Raw genomic sequence first — 21,276 nt, 5'->3', positions numbered from 1 at the left:
GGTGAGTCAGCAAGATGAGCCGAGCCATTGACTGGCGAAATGCTCGGCGGATTGCGGGCGCGAGAAGAAAAACCCTTGTGCCTGGTGGCAACCAAGCGCCTGCAAGGCTTCGACCTGCTCGGCTGTCTCGATGCCCTCGGCAATGGTTTCCAGGTCCAGGTTCTGTGCCATGGCGATAATGGTCTTGACGATGGCGTGATCGCTGGGATCCGTCAGCATGTCACGAACGAAGGACATGTCGATCTTGATCTTGTCGGCAGCGAAACGCTTGAGGTGTGCCAGTGAAGAGTAGCCGGTGCCAAAATCGTCGATGGCCAAGCCGAACCCATGCGACTTGAGGGCATCGGTCATGGAGATAGCTTGCTCGGGGTCGGTCATGAAACTGCTTTCGGTGAGCTCCAATGACAATTGGCGTGGGGCGATATCGTACTTTTTCGCCGCCTGAGTCAGCGTGTGCATCAAGCGTTGATCGTCGAGCTGTTGGGTGGCGACATTGATCGCCAGTTGTCCCGAGAGATGAAGGCCCTGGTATCGCCAGGCGGCGAGCTGTCGGCAACTGGCTTCGATGACCCAGTTGCCGAGACGTCCAATCATGCCGCGCTCTTCGGCCAGGGGAATGAAAACGCCCGGGCTGACCCAGCCGAGTTCGTCATCATGCCAGCGACACAGGGCCTCCGCGCCGATCAGGTCTCCGCTGACCAGGTCCACTTGGGCCTGGTAGTAAAGCTGCAAGCGGTCCTGGTCGATGGCGTCGGCAAGGCGTCTGGCCATGCCTAGGCGAGAGGCCATATTGTGGCCCATGACCGGTTGGTATTGGCAATAGCGGGAGGCTTGTTGCTTGGCTTGGTGCATGGCGATATCGGTGTGTTGCAACAATTCGCTGGCAGATGACGCATGATCGGGATAGAAGGCGATGCCGATGCCGGCTTCCAGGCTGAAGGCTTGATCCCTGACGATGAAGGGGGGGACAAGCGCCGCTTGTAAACGGCGTGCGCATTGAATAGCCGCTTGCGAATCGGTTTCCGTGAGCACCACCACGAATTCATCGCCACCCAGCCGGGCGAGAAACTCGTTAGCCTCCAAGCTGTGTTTCAAGCGCTTGGCGACGTTGGCCAGGATGAGATCGCCGACGTCATGTCCGTGGATGTCGTTGATTTCCTTGAATCGACTGAGATCGAGCAGCAGTAAGGCCAGCTGGTTTGGGGCTTGTAGTAAGGCGCTATCGAGATGTTCCCGGAAAGCCATGCGATTGGGTAGCTGTGTCGATGCATCGGTGTAGGCTAGACGCCTTATGTGAGCCTCGCTGCTCTGACGCTGCAATTCGGCAGCGGCACCCGCGGCGAATATCTGCAGGATCGAGGTGACGAATTCGATGTCTTCGATAGGTTTGCGGAACAAGACCGTCAATAAGCCGATGGGTTCTCCTGAGGAATTGTCGAGACGTTGTCCGGCGTAGGCCTTGACCCAATGCAATGCGTCCCGTGAGGAGGACGACACGTCCTCTACAGAACAGCTATTGACCAGCAATGCACCGTCGCGAAGCGTTCGCTCACAGAGTGTGCCGGTCAGATCGTAACAGGTGTTCTCCACTTGCTTCCCCTCGATTATCGCAGCCAGTGGCTCGACCGCTTGGGGAGGAGAGGCGAGGATGCGGGCCATGAAGCTGGCATCGGCACCCAGCGCACTGGCCATATGCTCGCAGAGCTGAAGGAAGTAGGCATCGCCGCTGCGTGGCGTCACGGCGGTGGAGATCTGCACCACCGCGTGTTGAATGCGCTGTTGCCGCTGTCGTGCACGCAAGATGTCGATACCGAAGGCAAGATCGTTGGCCAGTTCGCTGAGCAAGCGGCGTTCGTCGTCGGTGATGGGATCGGTCGCAGCCTGATACAGCACCAGTACACCGAATGTCGAATCCGAGTTCTTGAGTGGCAGGCTGATGATGCCGTGATAGCCGTGGGATAAGGCGGCATCGACCCAGGGAACGCAACTGGGATCGTTGGCCAGGTCGTCAACGAACTGAGGTTCGCCACTACGTATGGACTTGCCTGACGGCCCTTGGCCATGGGGATGGGTTTCGGACCAGCTCAGGGAAATCCCGTCCAGGTAGTTGTCGACGGCACCAGCACTGGCTCGGGGGGTGATGGGCCTGTGGCCATCATCCTGAGCGTAACCGACCCAGGCCATGCGGTAACCGCCGATGTCCACAGCCAGCCGGCAGATATCCTGCAATAATGTGTCTTCATGATCGGCATGGACGAGCATTTCATTGCAGCGGCTGAACAGGGTCAGGGCACGGTTGCTGGCGACCAGCTCTCGCTCATGGCGTTCGCGCTGTTTTTCGGCATCCTGGTGGGCCAGTTCGGCTCCGCCTCTGGCTGCCGCGATGCGCAGCACTTCCTCGGCGAGTCCCGCGTTATCCATGGGCTGGTCGTTGAGAATCGCCAACAAGCCATGGGGTTGGCCATCCGGGCCAAACATGGGAATGCCCAGGTAGGCTTCGGCCCCCAGTTCCAGGAGGATGGTATCATGGGGGAAGTGTTCGCAGACCCTGCTGGGAAAGAAGCAGGCGCGCTTGCCGATTACCTGCTCACAGGGCGTGTTGGCCAGGGGATAAGTGAAATTGTCGCACTGCTTGTTATGGGACCATACCGCGAGAGTGCTGGCGTGATGCCCGTCGGGCAGTATGCGTGCCACCAACGCATGGTTCACGCAGAGGATGTCGGCCAGACGCTCCACGAGGTGGGCAAAGAAGGCCTCACTGGACTCCAATGTCATGCAGTCGGCCAACGACCGAAACGCTTCCTGTGCTGTCATGTGCATCGCGGGCAATGGCGCTCTATCGGTTGATCGAAGCTGTGCCCTCCCGGGCATCGTAACCGTCATATCGGCGGCTGGTCGGCAAAGTTGAAGATATTCAGCAGGCATTGCCGTCAGCCTATGCTGTGTAGTTAAACATTTTCGAATAAGTGCCGATAATGCCTTATAGCAGTGACAAAGTCTTCGTTCGTTAGCCGTGCCTGCCGCTATCGTCAAAGTGTTGCCATGGTCATGCCGATTGCAGTGGGCTGGACGTCGAGGCATCTCGATAGGAGAGAGCCATGAAAAAGTTTGCCTATGTTCTGGGAATCGCAGTGCTTGCGGCTGTCTTGTTCAGTCTCGCCAGTCAGCCCATGGCAATGGAGGAGCGACTGATACGCATCCAGGCTGCCGAGGCGTTGCCCGGTTATGCCGGGCAGCTCGAGCGTGAGCCGTTGGAAGTGCAGGCAGTGTTGCTGGATTATCGCCATGACGACTTGTTGCGTCTGAAGGCGGAGGCGGCATTGGTCGAGTTTCCTGCCTTGGCACGCGAGATCTTGTCGTTATATGGGGCCGAACCTGAATTCCAGGACATTCTTCGTCAACATGGCTCGGCCATCCTGCCGCCGATCCATTATTTCTTGAATCACGATGTGCATACCCTGGCATTGCGAGAGGCGGCGGCGCATCAATGGCGTTCGGTAAAGGTAGCAGCACAGCGCTGGTGGCAGGACAAGGCCTCGGACAATGGCACGCCAAGGTCGGCTATGGGTGCCGTTGATGCTTCGCCTACCCTGACACCTGAGCAGCGCGGCTGGTATGCAGTCAATCTCATTCGTCGCGAGGGGCATGGTGTTCTGGGCCAGTTCACCGTCGGTACCGAAGGCATGGTGAAATGGATCCAGAGCGAACGCCTGCTCGAGGCTGTCAACTCGCTGTTCGCGGGGGGGATTCGCCAGCTCGAGACGCGGGTGCAGAGCGGCCAGGCAGTGCGAGCAAGCGACATCGGCTGGGGACTCGCCGATGGTGCGGTCATGGTCAGTGCCGTGAAGTTGTTGCGCGTGGGGCGGTCGGGCATCGTATCCACTCGATCGGCCGGGATCGCCGGCCGAAGTGCGGCGTTGTCCGGTCGTTTCAGTACGGCAAGCGGACTGATAAGTGTCGGTCGCTATGCCAAATGGCCAGTCGCAGTTGCCGGTGCTTATCTCGTTGTCCGCCATCCTGCGCTTGTCAACGATACCTTGGCGGCGGTGGCCCGTACCTTGGGATATCCCACCTGGCTTGTACTGCTCCTCGGCTGGACCCTGATCTTGTTACCATGCCTTTATTTGGGCTCCTGGTTGTTGAGGTTGGTCGTGGGCCCCTCTCTCAGCTTGCTGTGCTGGAGTGTCAATGCCCTATCTTGGCTGGAGCGTAAAAGCCGGCATGGCGGCGAGCGCTATCTCTTTCGTTGACATGCCGTGGGATTTCGCAAGGCTTACTTGGGTGTTGTGGCAGGAAAGGAGAGTCTTAATTAAGTTTCGCTTCATTTATTAACATGACATTTTCTTAACATGACGATATAAAAGCATTTATAACAATGAATTAGCGAATTTCCGGGTGTGCTCATAGGGTGCGATGCTGCCCGGTACGAATTGCTGACGTAGGGAAGAAAATGAGATGTTTCAGCGCCAAGAACGCCGTATTCTTGAGGTTACGGTCTGGACGGTGGCTGCGGTTTTGGCACCTTACACGACATTCGTCATCAGTAAATACAGTGACACTGTCTTCATTGGTGCGCTGTTCCTGAATATATTGCTATTTGCCGCAGGCATGTTGTGTACAAGAATCAATAATACTCTGGATGTCGTCCTCGAAGATGAAGGGGCAGATCATCGCGAAGTCGGCGATGCAATGGCTCTCGAAACGGCTCAAGTCGGAGGGCTACGGGTATTGCGCGTTGCCGGGAGTAGCCCGTTACGAGGACAGGCCATGGAAAAGGGAATCATCCGCTCGATCAATGGCGGTTTTCCGACGTCAGCCGAAGAGGCGAACCAGTTGTTGGTGCCAGGCAAGAACGAGATCGAATGGGTGGCCCGAACCGGCAAGCCGATGACCTCGACCATTTTCACCAAGGAAAGTGACCTGCAGGTGCAGGTCGAGCAGATAACGCCTCGTAAAACCTGAATCGGCGGAGTGGGTCGGAACTTTCATAACGACCAGAGCCCAGCCTTGCAGACCGGGCTCTGGTTCCAAACACCCCCGTCAGCGCTGGGCGTGTTTCTTCTCCCCCTGCCACTCAGGAAGCATTCCCTTCTTGGGTATCAGCATCATTACCCTCGGCAGGATCGCGCTCATCGCCCGCTTGGGTGCCTTCACTGCCTTCGACGGCTGGAGCACCGGCCTCGCCGGGCTCGGCAGGATCGCGCTCATCGCCCGCTTGGGTGCCTTCACTGCTTTCGACGGCTGGAGCACCGGCCTCGTCCGGGGCGGGGTCCACCCTGGTACTGTCATCCGTACCTTTGCCACCTTCGCCCTGGTGCTCCTCTTCTTCCCACTTTGTTTCCTGCCCGGTGGTGGTGTCGATTGCCTCCTCCTTCTCGGTATCCTCGGCGAATGCTAGCGGGCTGGCCGTCAGGCCTAACACCACGCCTACTACCCCAATTCGCTTGAGAAACTCTCGAGACATCATGTCCAACTCCAGTTCGAGTGCGCCAACGCAACACTCTTTTCCGCGGTACGCCACGCTGCGCCGTACCGCTTCATCCATATCAGGCAACGCGGCGGGAGCGTTATCCACTCGTCCGGCGCCGGCGTTGCCACCTCATCCGCCACTTCCCGCACCCCATCTCGCGGTGGTGAAACATCAACGGCACAAGCTACGCTGTGCGTGGGCCAGGAGAGCTGGCGGTTTCTTGTTAGATGGTTCGTGGGCTAGTGAGTTTCTTGCGTAAGCGGGAGGAATCGGAAGAGGGGGCAGCATTCGTCGTATCGGATGGCGTGCCGCTGGAGGCGGTGAATTGGCCGGGTCACAATCCAGTCACAGCGGATAACCCAGTGTATCGAATCGACGAGGCGAGAAAGGAAAAATGCCTCAGAAATCAATTGGTGCGGATGGGGAGACTTGAACTCCCACGCCCGAAGGCACTGGAACCTAAATCCAGCGTGTCTACCAATTCCACCACATCCGCAATTCTAGATATCCTCTGCCTCGATTCTCATCTTGGCAGGCCGCCCATATTTTACGGATAGCCCCGGGCAAGTCAACGAGTTAGTCGGGTAGTCGCAAGTGGTCGGCGGCATGCCGGGCAAGGGCGAGGGAAGGCATGTCTCCAAGATAAGGCACGATGCCCAGGCAAGGAGCCGGCAGATGCCGGGCCAGGGTAGCCAGGTTGTCGTCAAGTGCGGCGATGGCCGGGTCGATCTGGTTGGCGACCCAGCCAGCGATATGCAGCCCTTGGGCGGCGATGGTATCGAACGTCAGGCGTGCGTGATTGATGGCCCCTAGGCGCAGGCCCACCACCAGGATCACCGGCAAGTCGAGTCGGGCGGCCAGGTCGCTGAGGTCTTCGCTGTCGTTCAGCGGGACGCGCCAACCACCGGCCCCTTCTACCAGTGTGAGATGGCGCCGTTCGGCCAGAGACGGCTCGAGGACGTTTGCTAGATCATCGAGTGTCAGGCGAATGCCGTCATGCCGAGCGGCGAGATGAGGAGCAATGGCCGGGGCGAAGGCATAGGGGTTGACGGTGGCATAGGCGACGGCCGGATGAGAGTGCGCCTGCAGGGCCAGGGCATCGGCGTTGCGCAGGCCAGCCTGCGTCGCTTCACTGCCTGAAGCCACGGGCTTGAGGCCCAAGGTGGTCAATCCCTGACGTCGAGCGAGGGCCAGCAGGCCGGTGCTGATCAGTGTCTTGCCGGCGTCGGTATCGGTGCCGGTCACGAAATAGGCGGGCATGGCGGGCGTCCTTTATCGAGAGAGCGTCAGCGTCAGGCGCTGATAGGTCACCGGCAGGCCGTGGCCTTCACGCAGGGTCTCGAAGCGCTGCGCGGCTCGTGCCAGGTCGTTGCGCGTCAAGGGCGCGCGGGGCCGGTTGGGAGCGAGTTGGGCGCCCACACCCTTGATTGAATTCATGACGGCGGCTAGGTCGGGATAGAAGAAACGTTCTGGTGCAGCGTCGAGCCGAACATTCCTGAAACCGGCCTGGTGGGCGAACCGCCGTAGCGTTTCGGGGGCCAGGAAGTCGAGTACGCTGGCGGGACGACCGGGGCGCGACCAGGCATAGTCGACTTCGGCAAGGGTGCCGGGGCCCAGGGTGTTGATCAGTGCCCGGCCGCCCGGGGTGAGGATTCGGTACAGCTCATGCATCACGGCGGCTTGGTCCGGGCACCACTGGATGGCGAGGTTGGAAAAGACCAAATCCTGGCTCCGGGGGGCAAGCGGTAGGCAGGCGGCGTCGGCACATAGCCAACGGGCGTGGTCACCGTGTCGACGATGGGCCTGGGTCAGCATGCCAGGCGCCAGGTCGACCCCCAAGGCGATGGTGGCGTAACGCCGTGAGAGTCTGGCCGTCCAGTGCCCCGGTCCGCAGCCAAGATCGAGTACCCGCTCTGCCTGTCCCGGTAGACGCGACCACAAGGCGCTGCCCATGACCTGCTGAGCATTGGCGCGCTCGGTGTAATGTGGGGCGGCACGGTTGAAAGCATGCGCCACTCGGCGTCGCCACCCATCCCGGAGTAAGGGCTCGGCGTGAGCCTGTGACGCCGTCATCATGATGTCTCCTCGGGCCGCCCAGCGGATGGCGCGTGGCGATAAGCGATATCGCTCAGATAGCCAACCAGGGCCACAGGTTGGGAAAGCTGCGGACAGTGCCCGGCCTCCTCAATGAGAAGCGCCGACCCCATGGTTGCCCACTTGTCGCTGTCCTGTCCGCCTCTTGCCTGTTCACGGCTGGCAAGCGGATCCCGTACCCCCTGGCAGCGCAGCATTGGACACGGGGGATTGGCAACGATGGCGGTGGCATCGAGCGTACCGAGCTGGACCAGTCCAGCCAGCAGGGTGGCGTGCGTGGCTGGCGGTACCTGGCCAATCAAGTCGAGTAGCCGCTCGAAAGCTGGCCTGGGGGCCGGTTCGCCGCTCAATTGCCAGCGCAGGAAGTGCTGCCAGGTCGATTCAGCATCGCGATGAAAGGCGCGCTGGAACGCCTTGAATTCGACGCGACTGACGGCGCTGTTGCTGTTATGGGAATCGCTGACGAAGCGTGGCCCCATGCCCAGCATTACCAACGCCCGAGGGGTGGGAAGGTAGGCCAGAAGATGCGCGGCCAGCAAGCCACCCAGCGACCAGCCAACCCACACGGCATCGGGGTCGAGGTCTGCTGCCATGGTGGCGGCCAGTGCTGCCAGGTCCTGCGGGTCGGCGAGTGGTTCGCGGTCGCCGTAGCCCGGCCAGTCGGGGGTGCTGACGGAGACTCCTTCAGGCCAATGGGATTGCAGGGGTTGCCAGATTCGCGCGTCGATTCCCCAGCCGGATAGCAGCACGAGCTTGCTCATGGTGTCGTGGCCTCCTGCGGCGGATAGGGTTCTCTCCTGGCCAGTTCGCCCAGACAGTCGAGCAAGGCATCGATATCGTCGTGCCGGTGATGCGCGCCCAGGGTCACACGCAGGCGTGCCTGGCCCTTTGGCACAGTGGGCTCGCGAATGGCGCCGACCAGAAAACCGTGGCGGGCCAAGGCGGCGTGCCATGCCATCACTCGTGCGTTGCTCTCCAGCAGCACGGGCTGGATGGGAGTGATCGACTCGACCAGCGGCAGGCCGAGTGCCGTGGCGCCACGGCGAAAGCGGTGGATGTTGTCTTGCAACCGGGCGCGGCGCTCCGGCTCCGTTGTGAGAATTTCCAGGGCCTTCAGGGTGGCGCTGGCGACACCCGGCGGCTGGGCAGTGGTGTAGATGTATGGGCGGGCGAACTGGATCAGGGCCTCGATCAGTGCCTCGTCGCCGGCCACGAAGGCGCCAGCCGAACCCAGGGCCTTGCCCAAAGTGCCGATCAGGATCGGTACCTGGCTGGTGGAGAAGCGTTGGCCGGCGCAGCCATCGCCATGTTCACCCAGCACACCCAGGCCATGAGCATCATCGATCATCAGCCAAGCGTCGTACCGCTGGCAGATCGTGGCCAAGCCATCGATATCGGCGATGTCACCGTCCATGCTGAATACGCCGTCGCTGACCACCAGGCGGCGACGGTCTGGCGGTGCACGTTCGAGCAGGCGCTCGAGATCGATGAGATCGCGATGGTGGAAGCGCCTCGATGAGGCGCCGGCAAGCTTCGCCCCATCGAGCAGTGAGGCATGATTCAACCGATCCTGATAGACCTGAGTCTGACGGTCGCACAGGGCCTGCAATGTGCCCAGGTTGGCCATGTAGCCGGTGGAGAAAAGCAGCGCCCTGGGCCGGCCGGTAAGCTCGGCAAGGCGCTCCTCCAACAAATGATGCGGGTCCAGGTGCCCGGTGATCAGGTGTGACGCACCGGCACCGGCGCCGAACTGCCTGGCGCCTTGGGCCTGGGCTTCGCTGAGTCGTACGTCACCGGCCAGGCCCAGGTAGTCGTTGCTGGCAAAGTTGCGCGAGCGGGTATCCGGCGTTGGCGTCACACTCAGGCGTTCGCGCCATAGGCCTGTTTCATGCCGCCTTGCCAGGCGTTCGCGCAGGTGCTCTTGCCATGCCACGGCGTGCATGTCAGGCCACCTGGGTGGCATCGTAGAACAAGGCCTGGTCGGTCCGTTCGGCCAAGGCCTCACCGAGCGCTGCCGCCTGCTGGGTATCGTCCTGGCACGTCTCGCGCGATTCCGGGTGCAGCCCCAGCTTGGCGAACAGGGCCCGGTCGCGCTCCACCTCGGGGTTCTCGGTGGTCAGCAGCTTATCGCCATAGAAGATCGAGTTGGCGCCGGCGAAGAAGGCCAGGGCCTGGGTCGACTCGCTCATTTGCTCGCGGCCGGCGGATAGCCGCACGTGGCTTCGTGGCATCAGGATGCGGGCCACGGCGATGGCGCGTACGAACTCGATGGGATCGAGGTCATCGGCATCTTCCAACGGGGTGCCTGGCACCTTGACCAACATATTGATGGGTACCGATTCCGGATGGGGTTCGAGCCTGGCGAGTTGCTGCAACAAGGCGGCACGGTCACGCGGGGCTTCGCCCATGCCGAGGATGCCGCCGGAACATACCTTCATGCCGTTGGCACGCACGTTGGCCAAGGTGTCCAGGCGATCGGCATAGCTGCGGGTGGTGATGATCTCGCCGTAGTACTCCGGCGAGGTGTCCAGGTTGTGGTTGTAGTAGTCGAGGCCGGCATGGGCGAGTTGACGCGCCTGGTTATCATCGACCATGCCCAGTGTCATGCAGGTCTCGAGTCCCAGGGCCTTGACACGCTTGACCATCTCCAGCACCACCTCGAGGTCACGCTGGCGAGGACTGCGCCAGGCCGCGCCCATGCAGAAGCGGCTGGCACCGGCGTCCTTGGCGGCCTGGGCCTGGGCGACGACCTTTTCGATCTCCAGTAGTTTTTCCTTGCCGAGCCCAGTGTTGTAGTGCCCTGATTGCGGGCAGTATTTGCAGTCCTCGGGGCAGGCGCCGGTCTTGATCGACAGCAGCGTCGAGACTTGCACGGCGTTGGCATCGAAGTGCCGGCGATGTATTTGTTGGGCGCGGAACAGCAGGTCGTTGAAGGGCAGGGAGAGCAGGGCTTCGATCTCGGCGAGAGTCCAGTCGTGGCGAAGGTCGGCGGAGGCGGCTAGGGTCATAGCAGGTGGCCCGTGATGGAATTTGGTTAACTTGATGGATGATGAAGGTTAACAGGGATGATAGAGCCTGAGGTAACACTGTCAACCAAGATCATGATGAGGGTTGACAGTTTGCTGCGTCACGCCTTGCCAGGGCACTGTGCATTCTGCCTGGGGACAGCGGAGAGAGGGGCGCCCTGGTGTGAGCCCTGCCTGATGGCGTTGCCGTGGAATCTGCCGGCCTGCCCACGCTGTGCAGAGCCGATGGCGGCTGGCGTGATCGAGGTGGCGAATGTCTGCGGGGCCTGTCTGCGCCACCCGCCGAGCTTCGCGCGGGCGCGGGTGCCACTACGCTATCAGGGTGACGTTGCCATACTGGTGCAACGCTTCAAGTTTTCCGCATCGCCACGGGCCGGCACGCTATTGTTGACCTTGCTGGAGACCGCCTTGCGCAGCGAGCTCGACCAGCCGGTAGACAGCGGCACCGCCTGGCCCCAGGCGCTGGTGAGCGTACCCTTGCATTTCCGCCGGGCGCGGCAGCGGGGCTTCGATCAGGCCGATTGGTTGACGCGTCGCCTGGCCAGGCACCTGGGAGTGCCATGTCATGGCGCACGTCGTTTGCGCATGACGCCAACGCAGCGCGGGTTGAAGCGCGAGGAGCGCCAGGCCAATCTACGTCATGCCTTCGAGGTAAGGGGCCCGTTGCCCTCGCGAGTGGCGCTGGTCGATGACGTAATGACTACCGGGGCGACGCTGGAGGCCCTCGCCCAGGCCTGTCTGGCAGCGGGCGCCGATGAGGTCGAGGCCTGGGCGGTGGCGCGAACGCCCAAAGGGTGATTTCTGTTAGGATGCAGCAAACGCCACTTCTGCAACAGGAAGCCACCATGGCCACCAACGCACATCCTTTCGAAAGCCTGTCACCGAAGCGAATCGTTGACGCTGTCGAGTCCTTGGGCCTGTGGCTGCCGGGCGAGCCCTTTGCGCTCAATAGTTACGAGAACCGGGTGTTTCTGGTCAGCGACGAGGAGCGTCGTCGCTGGGTGGTCAAGTTCTATCGGCCGGGACGCTGGAGCGATGCCCAGATCCAGGAGGAGCATGACTTCCTGGTCGAACTGGACGAGGCGGGTGTTCCGGTAGGAGCTCCGTGGCGCAATGCGCGCGGCGAAAGCCTGCATTACGCCGAGGGCTTTCGTTTCGCGCTATTCGCCCAGATCGGCGGACAGGCCCCGGAATTGGAGAATCCGGCCCATCTGTTTGCCTTGGGCGATGTGATCGGCCAGTTGCATGCGGTGGGCAAGCGCCGGCCGTTCGTGCACCGTCGAGTAATGGATGTGGATACCATGGTCAGGGAGAGTCGCGAGCAGGTGCTGACCGGGCCTTGGTTGAGTCGACGCCAGCGGCAGGCCTATGAGCGTATCAGCGGCGAGTTGCACGAGGCGTTGAAGGCATATGCCTGGCCGGCCGGGAAGACGATCCGGGTGCACGGCGACTGCCATCTGGGCAATATGCTGGGCCGTGACGAGTGTTTCAGCCTGGTGGATTTCGATGACTGCATGATGGCACCGGCAGTGCAGGACCTGTGGATGCTGTTGACCGCCCAGAGTGATCCGGAAGCGCATATGCAGCTGTCCGAGATTCTCGAAGGCTATGAGCAGCATGCCGACTTCGATCGTCGCGAACTGGAATGGATCGAGCCGCTGCGCAGCTTGCGGTTGATTCGCCACAGTGCCTGGCTGGTGGCCCGGTGGGAAGATCCGGCCTTCCCGCGAGCATTCCCCTGGCTGGCCGACGAAGGGTATTGGGACGATCATATCCGGACCCTGGAGCAACAGCGCCAGGCGCTGGACAAGCGTTCACCCTGGTTAGCCTAGGCTTCGTACGAAAGGCGCGCTGAATCTCAAGTATGGCACCACTCATCACTTGCTACTTCATGACCTAACCTGCGACTCACTCATTGTCCTTACGCTTTCCACAGAGCAGTCATTAGGAAATTCAGCTTGGGCGAGCTGAAATTTTATCTTAGCCTTACAAGGAAATTAACACTGAGTTACTAAAATAAACATTATGTTTACTTTTCCAGGGTATAGATGGGGAATGCAGACGATGAGTGGTGAGTGTTGTCAATCATCCCGGGTCCCGACGTGAATTCCCGATTTGGGTGTCAGCCCGGTTCAGTGCTCACGGTCGAGGGCGGAAGAGCGGCAGCAAGCGCTGTTGCGCTGGAGCCGGCGCTACAGCTCGTGCTGCTGTTGACACGACTGACATTGTCGGTGGAGCAGAAACGGGACGCCCTGACATTGTGCTCACGGATCGACGACTGGCCCCGAGTTGCACAAGAGGCTGAGCAGCGCTTTGTAATGCCGCTGGTCTATCGGCATTTGCAGCAACTGGCTCCGAAGAACCTCCCGCCGGAACAGCTCGAGGGCATGCGTTGCCAATGCCTGGCCATCGTCCAATACAACCTTTATCTAGCCGATACTCAACGGCAACTGGTACAGGAGTTACTGGATCCTCTGGGAATTCCTTACTTGTTCTTCAAGGGCCATGCGCTGGCAGCCCGCTACTACGATGAGCCGGCCATGCGCTTTTGTCGGGATATCGACCTGCTGGTGCCCCACGAGCGGATAGTCGAACTGCTCGAAGTGGCGCTGAAACAAGGCTATACGCCGTATTGGCCGCGGAATCTGGCGCCGGATCGGATCAGCCTGACTTTCGCCGCGCGGGTCCGGCCGGTCATCACCTTGCAGTCTCCTCAAGGGATTCCGCTCGAGATCCACAAGCAGATCGACAAGGCCGGCACGATCTATGACACTGCCAACCTTGTGGGCAACGCTGAAGCCCTGTGGGTTGATGACATCGAGATGTCGGTCATGCCCACCGCCGAGCTTTTCGTCTACGCCTGTTTGCATCATACCCGACACCGCTGGTCTCACCTGCACTGGCTGGCCGATCTCGATGCGATCCAGCGTCATCCGGATTTCGATCTGGCAGCGGTGCGCGCCTGTGCCGAGCAGCGCAATCTGACCGCCACCCTCGAAGCCTCTCTCGAGCTGTATCAGGCCTGCGCGATGCTGGAACCATGGCGCAACGAGACGATCAGCGATAACGGCAGGGCCTTGGTCGAAGCCTGCCTGATCAATCTGCAGGGGGGGCGCGAGGCGGAAGTGTCTCTGCGCAGTGAGAATCCTACGCCGGATTTCGCCTTCGCCTGGCAGACCAACCTGGCCCATCGACTGTGGTGGCGGATAAGGGGCTGGGTGAGCCTGTTGCAACCGAGCTATGCCGACTACCAGAGCTGGCCTCTGCGGCCCAGCTATCAGTGGCTGTACCTGCTGACTCGACCGTTCCGCGGGCTGATCAAGCGACTCGGTTCCCGCGAAGCGCAGTAAGAGAATGTCATTCTCTGCAAAAAAAGAAGCCCTTTTCATTTGGATAAGTGAAAAGGGACTTCTCCCATCACAATCGCCCTAAGGTTGTCACACCGTTACTTATGACTCGAGACCACCTGGGACATTCTCGGAAGAGTGAAAATTTGCCATCGTCTCAGATGGATTAGGCAGTAGCCCTGAAAGGGTCTGCTCAATGCTCATCCGGGACAGCTCGGGTGTAACCCAAGTGCTTTTTTTCTTACTGGATGGTTGTGTGCTGTTCATTATGGAGCCTCCCGCTTGGATTGGTTGCGGAACGAGTGATACCCCCACCTGCCATGCAATGTAAGGGTTTGTTAAGAATTGGTCGCTGTACCGTCGCTGTCAAGAAATTTAGGAAGGGCGCTTCTAAAAAGTCATAATGATTACTAAACAGCATGTCTTTTTCCACTGCTAGAAATGACTTACTGAACCCTGATCAATCCCTCATGCTTGAGCTGATCAAGAAACGCAACGACTTCTCGTGTGCAGGTGTCGCGATCGACCTCGTATTCCTCCAATAGCTTTTCGCAGATGGCGGAAACGGTAGTTTCATGCTCGATAAGCGACCAGATACGATTTCCCACCCTCGGGAGGCCGTAGTACATGCCATTCCGAGCGCTGAAAATGACCAGGTCGTCGTTCACTTGCGAGGCCAGCGGACCTTTCACGCGGCTTATTTTGTTAGCTAGATCCATGAAAATTCCCTATTTTAAAATTCCTAATAGAAAGCTTAGATATTTTTATTAAAATACTAATGCTGCGCCCGGTAAAATGTCGAAATGGAGACTTTTCTTGAAAATGAGTCTTTTCATTCGGGTCAAGGGACACTCAACAAATAGTAGTCCAACGTTTTAAGACTGTGTCGTCAGTAATTATGAGTCTAGAGTACCTGGAACGTGGGACGACGCATTACTCGAAGACATACTTTCTGATGGGTTGTTTCGCCGCCCTGAAAGTGTCTGCTCGAGGCTCATCAGGAGCAGTTCGGGTGTCACCCAGGCACTTTTGTTCTTGCTATCTTGGCTGGATGAATTTTTGCCGTTTTTCATGGGGTTCTCCCTCGTGGAGCCGGGCAGGGGAGTCGATCACACTTTCACATCCCCGGAATGTAATAGTTTGTTAAGAGTTGGCCACACTGGTGTCGATGTCAAGTGCTTTCTGGTAGGCCATCGGGGTTGCTCGACATAGGCGCTTCAGCCGGATACGCCGTACCGCCGCCATAGGTGCCATATCTGCAAGGACGAGGGAAGTGGGATAAATTTCAACAGGTTATGCGAAGAAACGCGTTCCGGTACATCCACGAGGCGGGCGCGCAGGGATTGGGTGTCCAACCAGTCGCAGCACTGCTGGAATTGACCTTTTGTCGCCTCGTCCGCCAGCAGTCGCCAACACTCTATCCGCAAGTCCATGCGTTTCTTTTCGTTGCTGATATCCTGTTTACCAAGATTGCGGGGCAGCATGTCCCTGAGCGCATCTCGATAGAGGCAGCGCGTGACTCCCTTGCGCCAGAGCAGGTCGGGGGGAAGGCCCAGGGTGAAGCGCAGCAGGCGGATATCCGTTAGCGGGTAGCGATAGACAAGGCCCTGTGGTGCGGACCAACTGGCCCATGTCGTCATGCGGCTGGCCAGGTGCCCGTTCTGCAGCAGCGTGGCCTGTATTTTCATTGGATCGGCATACTCTCGCCATGCGAGCCCGCGTTGACTCCAGACCTGGGGAAAGCGATCGATGAAATCCGGCTTGATGAACAGCTCGAGCCGGTCGGTCCGCAGGAAGGGCGTGAATCGGTCATAAACCGCATCGGGCATCAGTGGCAACAGGGTCGATTGCCACAAGAATCTGGCCATGCGCCTAACGTGGCGCAGGCCGCCGGCACTGGTGCGTGCCACACCGAACAGGGTCAACCACTGCCCATGCTTGAGCAGGTAGGCGGGGTAGCCCCTGGTGCTGAAGGTGGCGGATTCGTCGCCGCCCCAACCGGAAAGGAGCACCCGGGTGCCGCGCTGGCCGGCATGTGCCATGACCGGAAGTTCCTCGAACAGGTCGGCGGTGCCATCCACGGCGATATCCCGAGCCAGAAACTCATGGAAATCGCGGCCGGTGGCGGCTCCATAATGGCATGCCATATTTTCCTGCGTGCAGATATCCCCGATGATTCGGCGCTCGTCGCAAGGACTGTTGGCTAGTGGGTAACGCTCCGATACCGGAGGCGCCCAGGTATAACCCATGTCCAGCTCTCGACCCTCAGCGCGGAGAAGGCGGTTGGCGAGAATCGTCACGCCGGTGGAATCGAGTCCGCCGCTGATATGGGAGCCAACCGGAAAACGGGTCCTGAGCCGATCGGTCACTGCCGTTTCCAGCAGTTCCCTGAAATGCTCGCTGTACTCCTCGTGGCGTCGATAGCGGATGCTCGGCATATCCCGCGGGTGCCAGTGGGCCTGCTGTGCCAGATGGTCACGGTCCACAAGGAGGTAGTGCCCCGGCCGTACATGCTGGATGTGCTGGAAGAAGCTGTTCTCATTGGTATCAAGGGGCCAGATCAGAAACGAGGCCACGCGGTACTCATCGATGGCAAAACTGATGTCGCCGAAGGCCAGCAAGCCCCGGATATCGGTCGAGAACAGGAACCGATCGTTATCATGGTAAAAAAACAGCGGCCGCGAACCGATATGATCCCTGGCGCAAAACAGCACCTGATGGCGTGCGTCCCAGATGGCGAACGCGAAGTCGCCCACCAGGCGGGAGACGCATTCTCGCCCCCAGCGGCGGTAGGCGTGCAGTATGATCTGACTGTCGGGGATGGCGGCACGCCCACCTTTGTCGAAGGATAACTGATCGCACAGCTGATGGCGGTTATCGATGATGGCGTCGGCGACAACGACTATCCCGTCGTGCGCCAAGGGTTGTACCTCGTGAGTCGACTCGGGGCTGATTTCGAGATGCTGATAGCCCAGCGCGACGGGACCTTCGATCCAGGTACTGGAGCCTTCTCGTCCATAGCTGTCCAGGGCAGCCATCGCCTTCTGGAACCCCAGTGGATCGACCGGTCCGTGGGAAAAGTGGAGACGTCCGAGAATGGCGCTCATCGTGTCTCAGCCATCAGCATGACGGCGGTAGGTTCGAACAAAGCTCGAAATCGCCGTGTATTGGCCGCCATGGTGGCCCAGTACGATTCGCGCGCCCACCCTTAGCCAGGCATGTGCCTGCATGGTGAGCCGATTGTCAGCGCCTTGCTCGGTGCGCGTACCCAGTACCAGGCTGCTGGAGATATGGCGCCTGTTCAGCATCCACTGAGCCGTCATGGCCAGCATCAGACAGGTGAATCGATCGCCGGCTGCTTGGTTGATGGCCACAATGGCCCAGCAGATATCCCGCGCTCGTTTATCAACGGCGGCGACCGCGGGATCGGCTTCTCCCGGTGTTGGCTTGCCCAGTCCTCGTGACCAGAACCGAAACGGAAGGGTCCTCACCAGGATCCATGCCCATGGCAGCAGGAAAGCGGCTTCCATGAGGATGATTTTCCGAGCACGGGGGAGGCGGTGGAATTTTCTGAGTGTTCTCATGGCCTCCAGTATAGTCACAGGTCCGCATATGTATTGCCCAACATGTGATCGAGGTCGTGGAGAACGGGCTCGGGCATGGTTACCAACAGTGCCTGGCGATCAGTCCTCGTCCGGGTCAGGGCGGTTGCTGGGGATCGGGTTGGCGATCCCCTCGCCATCGGCCTGCCGGCGTTGCTCGTTGATACGGGCGGCGGGATTGTCCTGGGCTTCCAGCTCCAGTGCACTCCCCAGGCGCAACTGGAAGATATGTTCGGGGCTTAGCCTGGCGTGTTCACAGCTGTCATCGGCCGCTTGGAGGCAGGCATCGATGGCAAAACTGCCATCGTTCTCTATGGCCGATGCGGAGAGCGTGCCGCTGAAGATCTCGCTGCTGGTGCCTTGGGTGTCGATACAGGTCAGGGTCTTGGCCGCTATGCGCACTCGCTCATCGTCTAGCCGTGCATCGGCGGTGATCAGGCAGTGCTCGGGGAGCTGATGGCGGGCGTGCTCACTGGCTACCGGTTGTAACAGCAAGTCGGAGAGTTCGGCAGTGTCGCGGCTCAAGTTCACCTCGTCGATCACATGCACCTCGATGGTGGCATCGGCGGGTAAGCGTAATGTGTCGCTCATGGCCAATGTGGGTAGCGTCAGGCCGACCACCAGTATTGCCAGGCATCGTTTCATCATGGTCTGGATTCTCGACTATGGAACCAATCCCGCGGGGCGGGGCAAAATGGGGCATTTATTGTAACATGACGGCAATGCTGTGGCAGCGGGGCAGGATGTCGCGCCTTGACCGCTGATTCAGCCCTGCGTTGTGACAATGGATGGGCTAGAATTGGCGGTTGATATTACGATTTCATTGTACAAAAAAAGAAATGATGTATATATTTTGTACAAATAATGCTAGCGCCCTGATCTCGAACAATAGGTTTGAACGATGACCGAAGAACTCGCCAACCACTATCGCCAGATCATCAGCGGTCTAGGGGAAGACCCCGAGCGCGAGGGCCTGCGCGACACGCCAAAGCGAGCCGCCAAGGCCATGCAGTTTCTGACCCGTGGTTATACCCAGTCGCTGGAAACGCTGATCAATGGGGCGGTATTCGAGTCCGAAACCGACGAGATGGTACTGGTGAAGAATATCGAGCTGTACTCGATGTGTGAGCATCACCTGCTGCCCTTCATCGGCAAGTGCCACATCGCCTATCTGCCTAACGGCAAGGTATTGGGGCTTTCCAAGTTCGCACGTATCGTCGACATGTATGCTCGGCGCATGCAAATTCAGGAAAATCTCACTCGTCAGATCGCCGAAGCCGTGCTGCAGGTCACCGAGGCACGGGGAGTGGCCGTGGTCATCGAAGCCCAGCACATGTGCATGATGATGCGGGGAGTGGAAAAGCAGAATTCAAGCATGACCAGTTCGGTCATGCTGGGCGCCTTCCGGGAAAATCAGCCGACTCGCCAGGAGTTCCTGACCTTGGTTTACAATCGCTGAATGGTGGCTATTGCCATTCGAGAGGAAGACCTTCTATGCCGTTGCATGCGCTCAACGATCAGCATCTCGATCATGACCTGGCCACCATCCGCATCAAGAACCTGCGTCTGCGTACCTACATAGGGATCAAGGAAGAGGAGATCCAGAATCGCCAGGATGTGGTGATCAATGCCGTGATTCGCTATCGTGCGGCGCGTGCGCTGCAGTTCAACCATATCGATCAAGCGCTTGACTATCGCACCATCACCAAGCACCTGATCGCGCATGTGGAAGACAATCGCTTCCTGTTGCTCGAACGCATGACCCGCGAGGTGCTGGATATCATCATGTCCTACGAGCAGGTGTTGATGGCGCAGGTGGAAATCGACAAGCCGCATGCCCTGCGCTTTGCCGACTCGGTTTCCATCACCCTGTCCGACTCGCGAGAGACACTCCGGCCTTGAGCTTGTCGGCAAGCATCCCGTCCCCGAGCCATTAGGGTTGGTGCCATGCCCCAAATCGGCTTAGCATGAAAGTTAGAATTAGCGTGAGCCCTTTGCCGGCTTCGACACGATGGCCAGTGTCCCGGCCGGTGTGGTCCGATCCTTCGCCGCTCGGGAACCATCACTCGAGCACGGCGGGGCTCATGAAGCGAATCCGCGAATCCCAGTCACGGCAGCTATGGCGTCGATACCATGGCTGCCACCCTGAGCGGCGCCCGGCGCCGTCATCCCGGGAAGGAGAATGCTATGCAATCCCTGCAAGACAATCCGCTGTTCCGGCCTTTTGCCTATATCGATGGCGGTTGGGTGGCCGCCGACAGTGGTGAACAGATCGATGTCGTCAATCCGGCCGATGGCGAGATCATCGGCCGTGTGCCGCGCCTGGGTCGTGTCGAGACCGAGCGTGCCATTGCCGCGGCCGAGGTGGCCTTTCCTGCCTGGCGTGCCCTGACCGCCCTCGAGCGGGCCGATTGTTTGATGAAATGGCACGATTTGATGCATGAGCATCAACAGGAACTCGCGACCATCATGACCCTGGAACAGGGCAAGCCGCTCAAGGAGGCCGCCGGGGAGGTCGCCTATGCGGCTAGCTTCCTGCGCTGGTTCGCCGAGGAGGCGCGTCGGATCTATGGCGAAACCGTGCCCGCCGCCAAAACCAACCAGCGCATCGTGGTGACCAAGCAGCCGGTGGGTGTAGTAGGGGCCATCACGCCTTGGAACTTCCCCGCCGCCATGATCACCCGCAAGGCGGGGGCGGCACTGGCTGCCGGTTGTCCGATCGTGGTCAAGCCGGCCAGCCAGACCCCCTTTTCCGCGACGGCGCTGGCTCTGCTGGCCGAACGAGCCGGTATTCCACGGGGCGTGTTCAACGTGGTTCCCGGACGTGCCAGCGAAATTGCCACGACGCTGACCGAGTCGCCGGTGGTGCGCAAGATTACCTTTACCGGTTCCACCGAAGTCGGCAGCAAGCTGATGGCCCAGGCATCACAGCACATCCAGAAGATCTCGCTGGAGCTGGGCGGCAACGCGCCTTTTATTGTGTTCGAGGATGCCGATCTGGACGCCGCCGTGGATGGCGCCATGACCGCCAAGTTCCGCAATACCGGGCAGTCCTGCGTGGGGACCAACCGCTTCCTGGTGCAGTCCAGCGTGGTCAACGCTTTCTGTGAGAAGTTTGCCGTGGCCATGAATAGCGAACTGCACGTCGGGAACGGAGTCGAGCCCGGTATCAACATCGGTCCGTTGATCGATCAGAGTGCCGTGGACAAGGTCAACGAACACGTTCGCGACGCCATGGACCATGGCGCCGAATTGCTGTTGGGCGGCAATCCGCACCCGCAGGGGGGCAACTTCTTCACTCCGACCCTGATCAACGGCGCCACAGCCGAGATGAAGGTCGCCTCCGAGGAAACCTTTGGCCCGCTGGCGGCGGTCTTCCCCTTCGAGGATGAAGAGGATGCTGTAGCCATGGCCAATGACACCAATGCCGGCCTGGCTGCATATTTCTATTCTCGTGACCTGGCGCGCGTGTGGCGGGTGGCCGAAGCCCTGGAGTATGGCATGGTAGGAATCAACACCGGCTTGATTTCCAACGCTGCCGCCCCCTTTGGCGGCGTCAAGTCCTCGGGCCTGGGTCGCGAAGGTGGGCACCAGGGACTGGACGAATTCGTTGAGACCAAGTACCTCTGTATCGACCTTGGCTGAGCCTCGCGCTCGACCCCATGCGCTACGGACAACGGGCAGCCGCAGGGCTGTCCGTTGTCGTTGAGGAGCGCAAAAATACTGTTGACCTAAAG

19 protein-coding genes and 1 tRNA gene are annotated in these 21,276 nt (G+C 59.8%); 8 read left to right on the top strand and 12 right to left on the bottom strand.

Going from position 1 to position 21,276, the window contains the following annotated elements; translation table 11 throughout:
• Window positions 1-6: 6 nt before the first annotated feature.
• Complete coding sequence (locus ACFOEV_RS22330) at window positions 7-2,814, bottom strand: bifunctional diguanylate cyclase/phosphodiesterase (RefSeq protein ID WP_386777319.1); 2,808 nt, start codon at window positions 2,812-2,814, stop codon at window positions 7-9.
• A 284-nt stretch (window positions 2,815-3,098) separates the two neighbouring features.
• Between ACFOEV_RS22330 and ACFOEV_RS22325 the strand changes: the two genes are divergently transcribed.
• Both ACFOEV_RS22325 and ACFOEV_RS22320 read left to right on the top strand, forming a co-directional pair.
• Window positions 3,099-4,250 (top strand): hypothetical protein, encoded by a 1,152-nt coding sequence (locus ACFOEV_RS22325; protein ID WP_386777317.1) that lies wholly within the window; start codon window positions 3,099-3,101, stop codon window positions 4,248-4,250.
• A 205-nt stretch (window positions 4,251-4,455) separates the two neighbouring features.
• Window positions 4,456-4,962, top strand: coding sequence for a hypothetical protein (locus ACFOEV_RS22320; protein WP_386777315.1), 507 nt, complete (start codon window positions 4,456-4,458; stop codon window positions 4,960-4,962).
• 112 nt (window positions 4,963-5,074) lie between these two features.
• On the opposite strand, the gene ACFOEV_RS22315 is transcribed toward ACFOEV_RS22320, so the two are convergent.
• The 7 genes from ACFOEV_RS22315 to bioB all read right to left on the bottom strand — a co-directional run bounded on the left by ACFOEV_RS22315 (window position 5,075) and on the right by bioB (window position 10,572).
• Window positions 5,075-5,467, bottom strand: coding sequence for a hypothetical protein (locus ACFOEV_RS22315; RefSeq protein WP_386777313.1), 393 nt, complete (start codon window positions 5,465-5,467; stop codon window positions 5,075-5,077).
• Between the two features lie 414 nt (window positions 5,468-5,881).
• Window positions 5,882-5,966, bottom strand: a tRNA-Leu gene (locus tag ACFOEV_RS22310).
• 80 nt (window positions 5,967-6,046) lie between these two features.
• The gene (gene bioD / locus ACFOEV_RS22305; protein WP_386777311.1) at window positions 6,047-6,730 is read right to left on the bottom strand and encodes a dethiobiotin synthase; all 684 of its coding nucleotides are present in this window, start codon (window positions 6,728-6,730) and stop codon (window positions 6,047-6,049) included.
• A gap of 12 nt (window positions 6,731-6,742) precedes the next feature.
• On the bottom strand, window positions 6,743-7,546 hold the full coding sequence (locus ACFOEV_RS22300; RefSeq protein WP_386777309.1) for a methyltransferase domain-containing protein: 804 nt from the start codon (window positions 7,544-7,546) through the stop codon (window positions 6,743-6,745).
• Window positions 7,543-8,325 (bottom strand): alpha/beta fold hydrolase, encoded by a 783-nt coding sequence (locus ACFOEV_RS22295; protein ID WP_386777307.1) that lies wholly within the window; start codon window positions 8,323-8,325, stop codon window positions 7,543-7,545. Before ACFOEV_RS22295 ends, ACFOEV_RS22300 begins: the two co-directional genes overlap by 4 nt.
• Window positions 8,322-9,506, bottom strand: a complete 1,185-nt coding sequence (gene bioF / locus ACFOEV_RS22290) for an 8-amino-7-oxononanoate synthase (protein WP_386777305.1) — start codon at window positions 9,504-9,506, stop codon at window positions 8,322-8,324. The genes ACFOEV_RS22295 and bioF overlap by 4 nt, the downstream gene beginning before the upstream one ends.
• Before the next feature lies 1 nt (window position 9,507).
• A complete protein-coding gene (bioB, locus tag ACFOEV_RS22285; RefSeq protein ID WP_386777303.1) occupies window positions 9,508-10,572 on the bottom strand; it encodes a biotin synthase BioB in 1,065 nt (354 codons plus the stop codon).
• 57 nt (window positions 10,573-10,629) lie between these two features.
• Between bioB and ACFOEV_RS22280 the strand changes: the two genes are divergently transcribed.
• The 3 genes from ACFOEV_RS22280 (at window position 10,630) to ACFOEV_RS22270 (ending at window position 13,940) form a co-directional block, all read left to right on the top strand.
• A complete protein-coding gene (locus tag ACFOEV_RS22280) occupies window positions 10,630-11,388 on the top strand; it encodes a ComF family protein (RefSeq protein WP_386777301.1) in 759 nt (252 codons plus the stop codon).
• Window positions 11,389-11,435: 47 nt separating this feature from the next.
• A complete protein-coding gene (locus ACFOEV_RS22275) occupies window positions 11,436-12,422 on the top strand; it encodes a serine/threonine protein kinase (RefSeq protein WP_386777299.1) in 987 nt (328 codons plus the stop codon).
• Between the two features lie 270 nt (window positions 12,423-12,692).
• Entirely contained in the window at window positions 12,693-13,940 is a 1,248-nt protein-coding gene (locus ACFOEV_RS22270; protein ID WP_386777297.1) for a nucleotidyltransferase family protein, read from the top strand.
• A 443-nt stretch (window positions 13,941-14,383) separates the two neighbouring features.
• On the opposite strand, the gene ACFOEV_RS22265 is transcribed toward ACFOEV_RS22270, so the two are convergent.
• From ACFOEV_RS22265 to ACFOEV_RS22250, 4 genes are all read right to left on the bottom strand, one after another.
• Window positions 14,384-14,656 (bottom strand): lasso peptide biosynthesis PqqD family chaperone, encoded by a 273-nt coding sequence (locus ACFOEV_RS22265; RefSeq protein WP_386777295.1) that lies wholly within the window; start codon window positions 14,654-14,656, stop codon window positions 14,384-14,386.
• A gap of 498 nt (window positions 14,657-15,154) precedes the next feature.
• Entirely contained in the window at window positions 15,155-17,044 is a 1,890-nt protein-coding gene (locus tag ACFOEV_RS22260; protein WP_386777293.1) for an asparagine synthase-related protein, read from the bottom strand.
• Window positions 17,045-17,050: 6 nt separating this feature from the next.
• A complete protein-coding gene (locus tag ACFOEV_RS22255; RefSeq protein ID WP_386777291.1) occupies window positions 17,051-17,467 on the bottom strand; it encodes a lasso peptide biosynthesis B2 protein in 417 nt (138 codons plus the stop codon).
• Between the two features lie 153 nt (window positions 17,468-17,620).
• Window positions 17,621-18,187, bottom strand: coding sequence for a hypothetical protein (locus ACFOEV_RS22250; RefSeq protein ID WP_386777289.1), 567 nt, complete (start codon window positions 18,185-18,187; stop codon window positions 17,621-17,623).
• Window positions 18,188-18,440: 253 nt separating this feature from the next.
• On the opposite strand from ACFOEV_RS22250, the gene folE reads away from it, so the two are divergent.
• The 3 genes from folE (at window position 18,441) to ACFOEV_RS22235 (ending at window position 21,184) form a co-directional block, all read left to right on the top strand.
• Window positions 18,441-18,998: a GTP cyclohydrolase I FolE gene (gene folE, locus ACFOEV_RS22245; RefSeq protein ID WP_386777287.1), complete on the top strand. Its 558-nt coding sequence runs from the start codon at window positions 18,441-18,443 to the stop codon at window positions 18,996-18,998.
• A 35-nt stretch (window positions 18,999-19,033) separates the two neighbouring features.
• Window positions 19,034-19,441, top strand: coding sequence for a dihydroneopterin triphosphate 2'-epimerase (gene folX / locus ACFOEV_RS22240; RefSeq protein WP_386777285.1), 408 nt, complete (start codon window positions 19,034-19,036; stop codon window positions 19,439-19,441).
• Window positions 19,442-19,726: 285 nt separating this feature from the next.
• Window positions 19,727-21,184 carry an NAD-dependent succinate-semialdehyde dehydrogenase gene (locus ACFOEV_RS22235; protein WP_386777283.1) on the top strand — a complete coding sequence of 486 codons (1,458 nt, stop codon included), beginning with the start codon at window positions 19,727-19,729 and terminating at the stop codon, window positions 21,182-21,184.
• Window positions 21,185-21,276 lie beyond the last annotated feature (92 nt).

Origin of the sequence: Litchfieldella rifensis (genome assembly GCF_042646605.1) — a bacterium.
GTDB classification, from domain to species: Bacteria; Pseudomonadota; Gammaproteobacteria; order Pseudomonadales; family Halomonadaceae; genus Litchfieldella; species Litchfieldella rifensis.
The sequence above is the reverse complement of the archived record's forward strand: the minus strand, read 5'-3'. Positions and strand labels throughout refer to the sequence as shown.

What these genes read in the sequence shown, in the direction of transcription:
- folE (WP_386777287.1), top strand. Translation starts at nt 18,441, where the DNA reads ATGACCGAAGAACTCGCCAACCACTATCGCCAGATCATCAGCGGTCTA.
- folX (WP_386777285.1), top strand. Translation starts at nt 19,034, where the DNA reads ATGCCGTTGCATGCGCTCAACGATCAGCATCTCGATCATGACCTGGCC.
- ACFOEV_RS22250 (WP_386777289.1), bottom strand. Translation starts at nt 18,187, where the DNA reads ATGATGAAACGATGCCTGGCAATACTGGTGGTCGGCCTGACGCTACCC.
- ACFOEV_RS22260 (WP_386777293.1), bottom strand. Translation starts at nt 17,044, where the DNA reads ATGAGCGCCATTCTCGGACGTCTCCACTTTTCCCACGGACCGGTCGAT.
- bioD (WP_386777311.1), bottom strand. Translation starts at nt 6,730, where the DNA reads ATGCCCGCCTATTTCGTGACCGGCACCGATACCGACGCCGGCAAGACA.
- ACFOEV_RS22265 (WP_386777295.1), bottom strand. Translation starts at nt 14,656, where the DNA reads ATGGATCTAGCTAACAAAATAAGCCGCGTGAAAGGTCCGCTGGCCTCG.
- bioF (WP_386777305.1), bottom strand. Translation starts at nt 9,506, where the DNA reads ATGCACGCCGTGGCATGGCAAGAGCACCTGCGCGAACGCCTGGCAAGG.
- ACFOEV_RS22255 (WP_386777291.1), bottom strand. Translation starts at nt 17,467, where the DNA reads ATGGAAGCCGCTTTCCTGCTGCCATGGGCATGGATCCTGGTGAGGACC.
- ACFOEV_RS22320 (WP_386777315.1), top strand. Translation starts at nt 4,456, where the DNA reads ATGTTTCAGCGCCAAGAACGCCGTATTCTTGAGGTTACGGTCTGGACG.
- ACFOEV_RS22330 (WP_386777319.1), bottom strand. Translation starts at nt 2,814, where the DNA reads ATGACAGCACAGGAAGCGTTTCGGTCGTTGGCCGACTGCATGACATTG.
- ACFOEV_RS22280 (WP_386777301.1), top strand. Translation starts at nt 10,630, where the DNA reads ATGATAGAGCCTGAGGTAACACTGTCAACCAAGATCATGATGAGGGTT.
- bioB (WP_386777303.1), bottom strand. Translation starts at nt 10,572, where the DNA reads ATGACCCTAGCCGCCTCCGCCGACCTTCGCCACGACTGGACTCTCGCC.
- ACFOEV_RS22235 (WP_386777283.1), top strand. Translation starts at nt 19,727, where the DNA reads ATGCAATCCCTGCAAGACAATCCGCTGTTCCGGCCTTTTGCCTATATC.
- ACFOEV_RS22325 (WP_386777317.1), top strand. Translation starts at nt 3,099, where the DNA reads ATGAAAAAGTTTGCCTATGTTCTGGGAATCGCAGTGCTTGCGGCTGTC.
- ACFOEV_RS22275 (WP_386777299.1), top strand. Translation starts at nt 11,436, where the DNA reads ATGGCCACCAACGCACATCCTTTCGAAAGCCTGTCACCGAAGCGAATC.
- ACFOEV_RS22300 (WP_386777309.1), bottom strand. Translation starts at nt 7,546, where the DNA reads ATGATGACGGCGTCACAGGCTCACGCCGAGCCCTTACTCCGGGATGGG.
- ACFOEV_RS22295 (WP_386777307.1), bottom strand. Translation starts at nt 8,325, where the DNA reads ATGAGCAAGCTCGTGCTGCTATCCGGCTGGGGAATCGACGCGCGAATC.
- ACFOEV_RS22315 (WP_386777313.1), bottom strand. Translation starts at nt 5,467, where the DNA reads ATGATGTCTCGAGAGTTTCTCAAGCGAATTGGGGTAGTAGGCGTGGTG.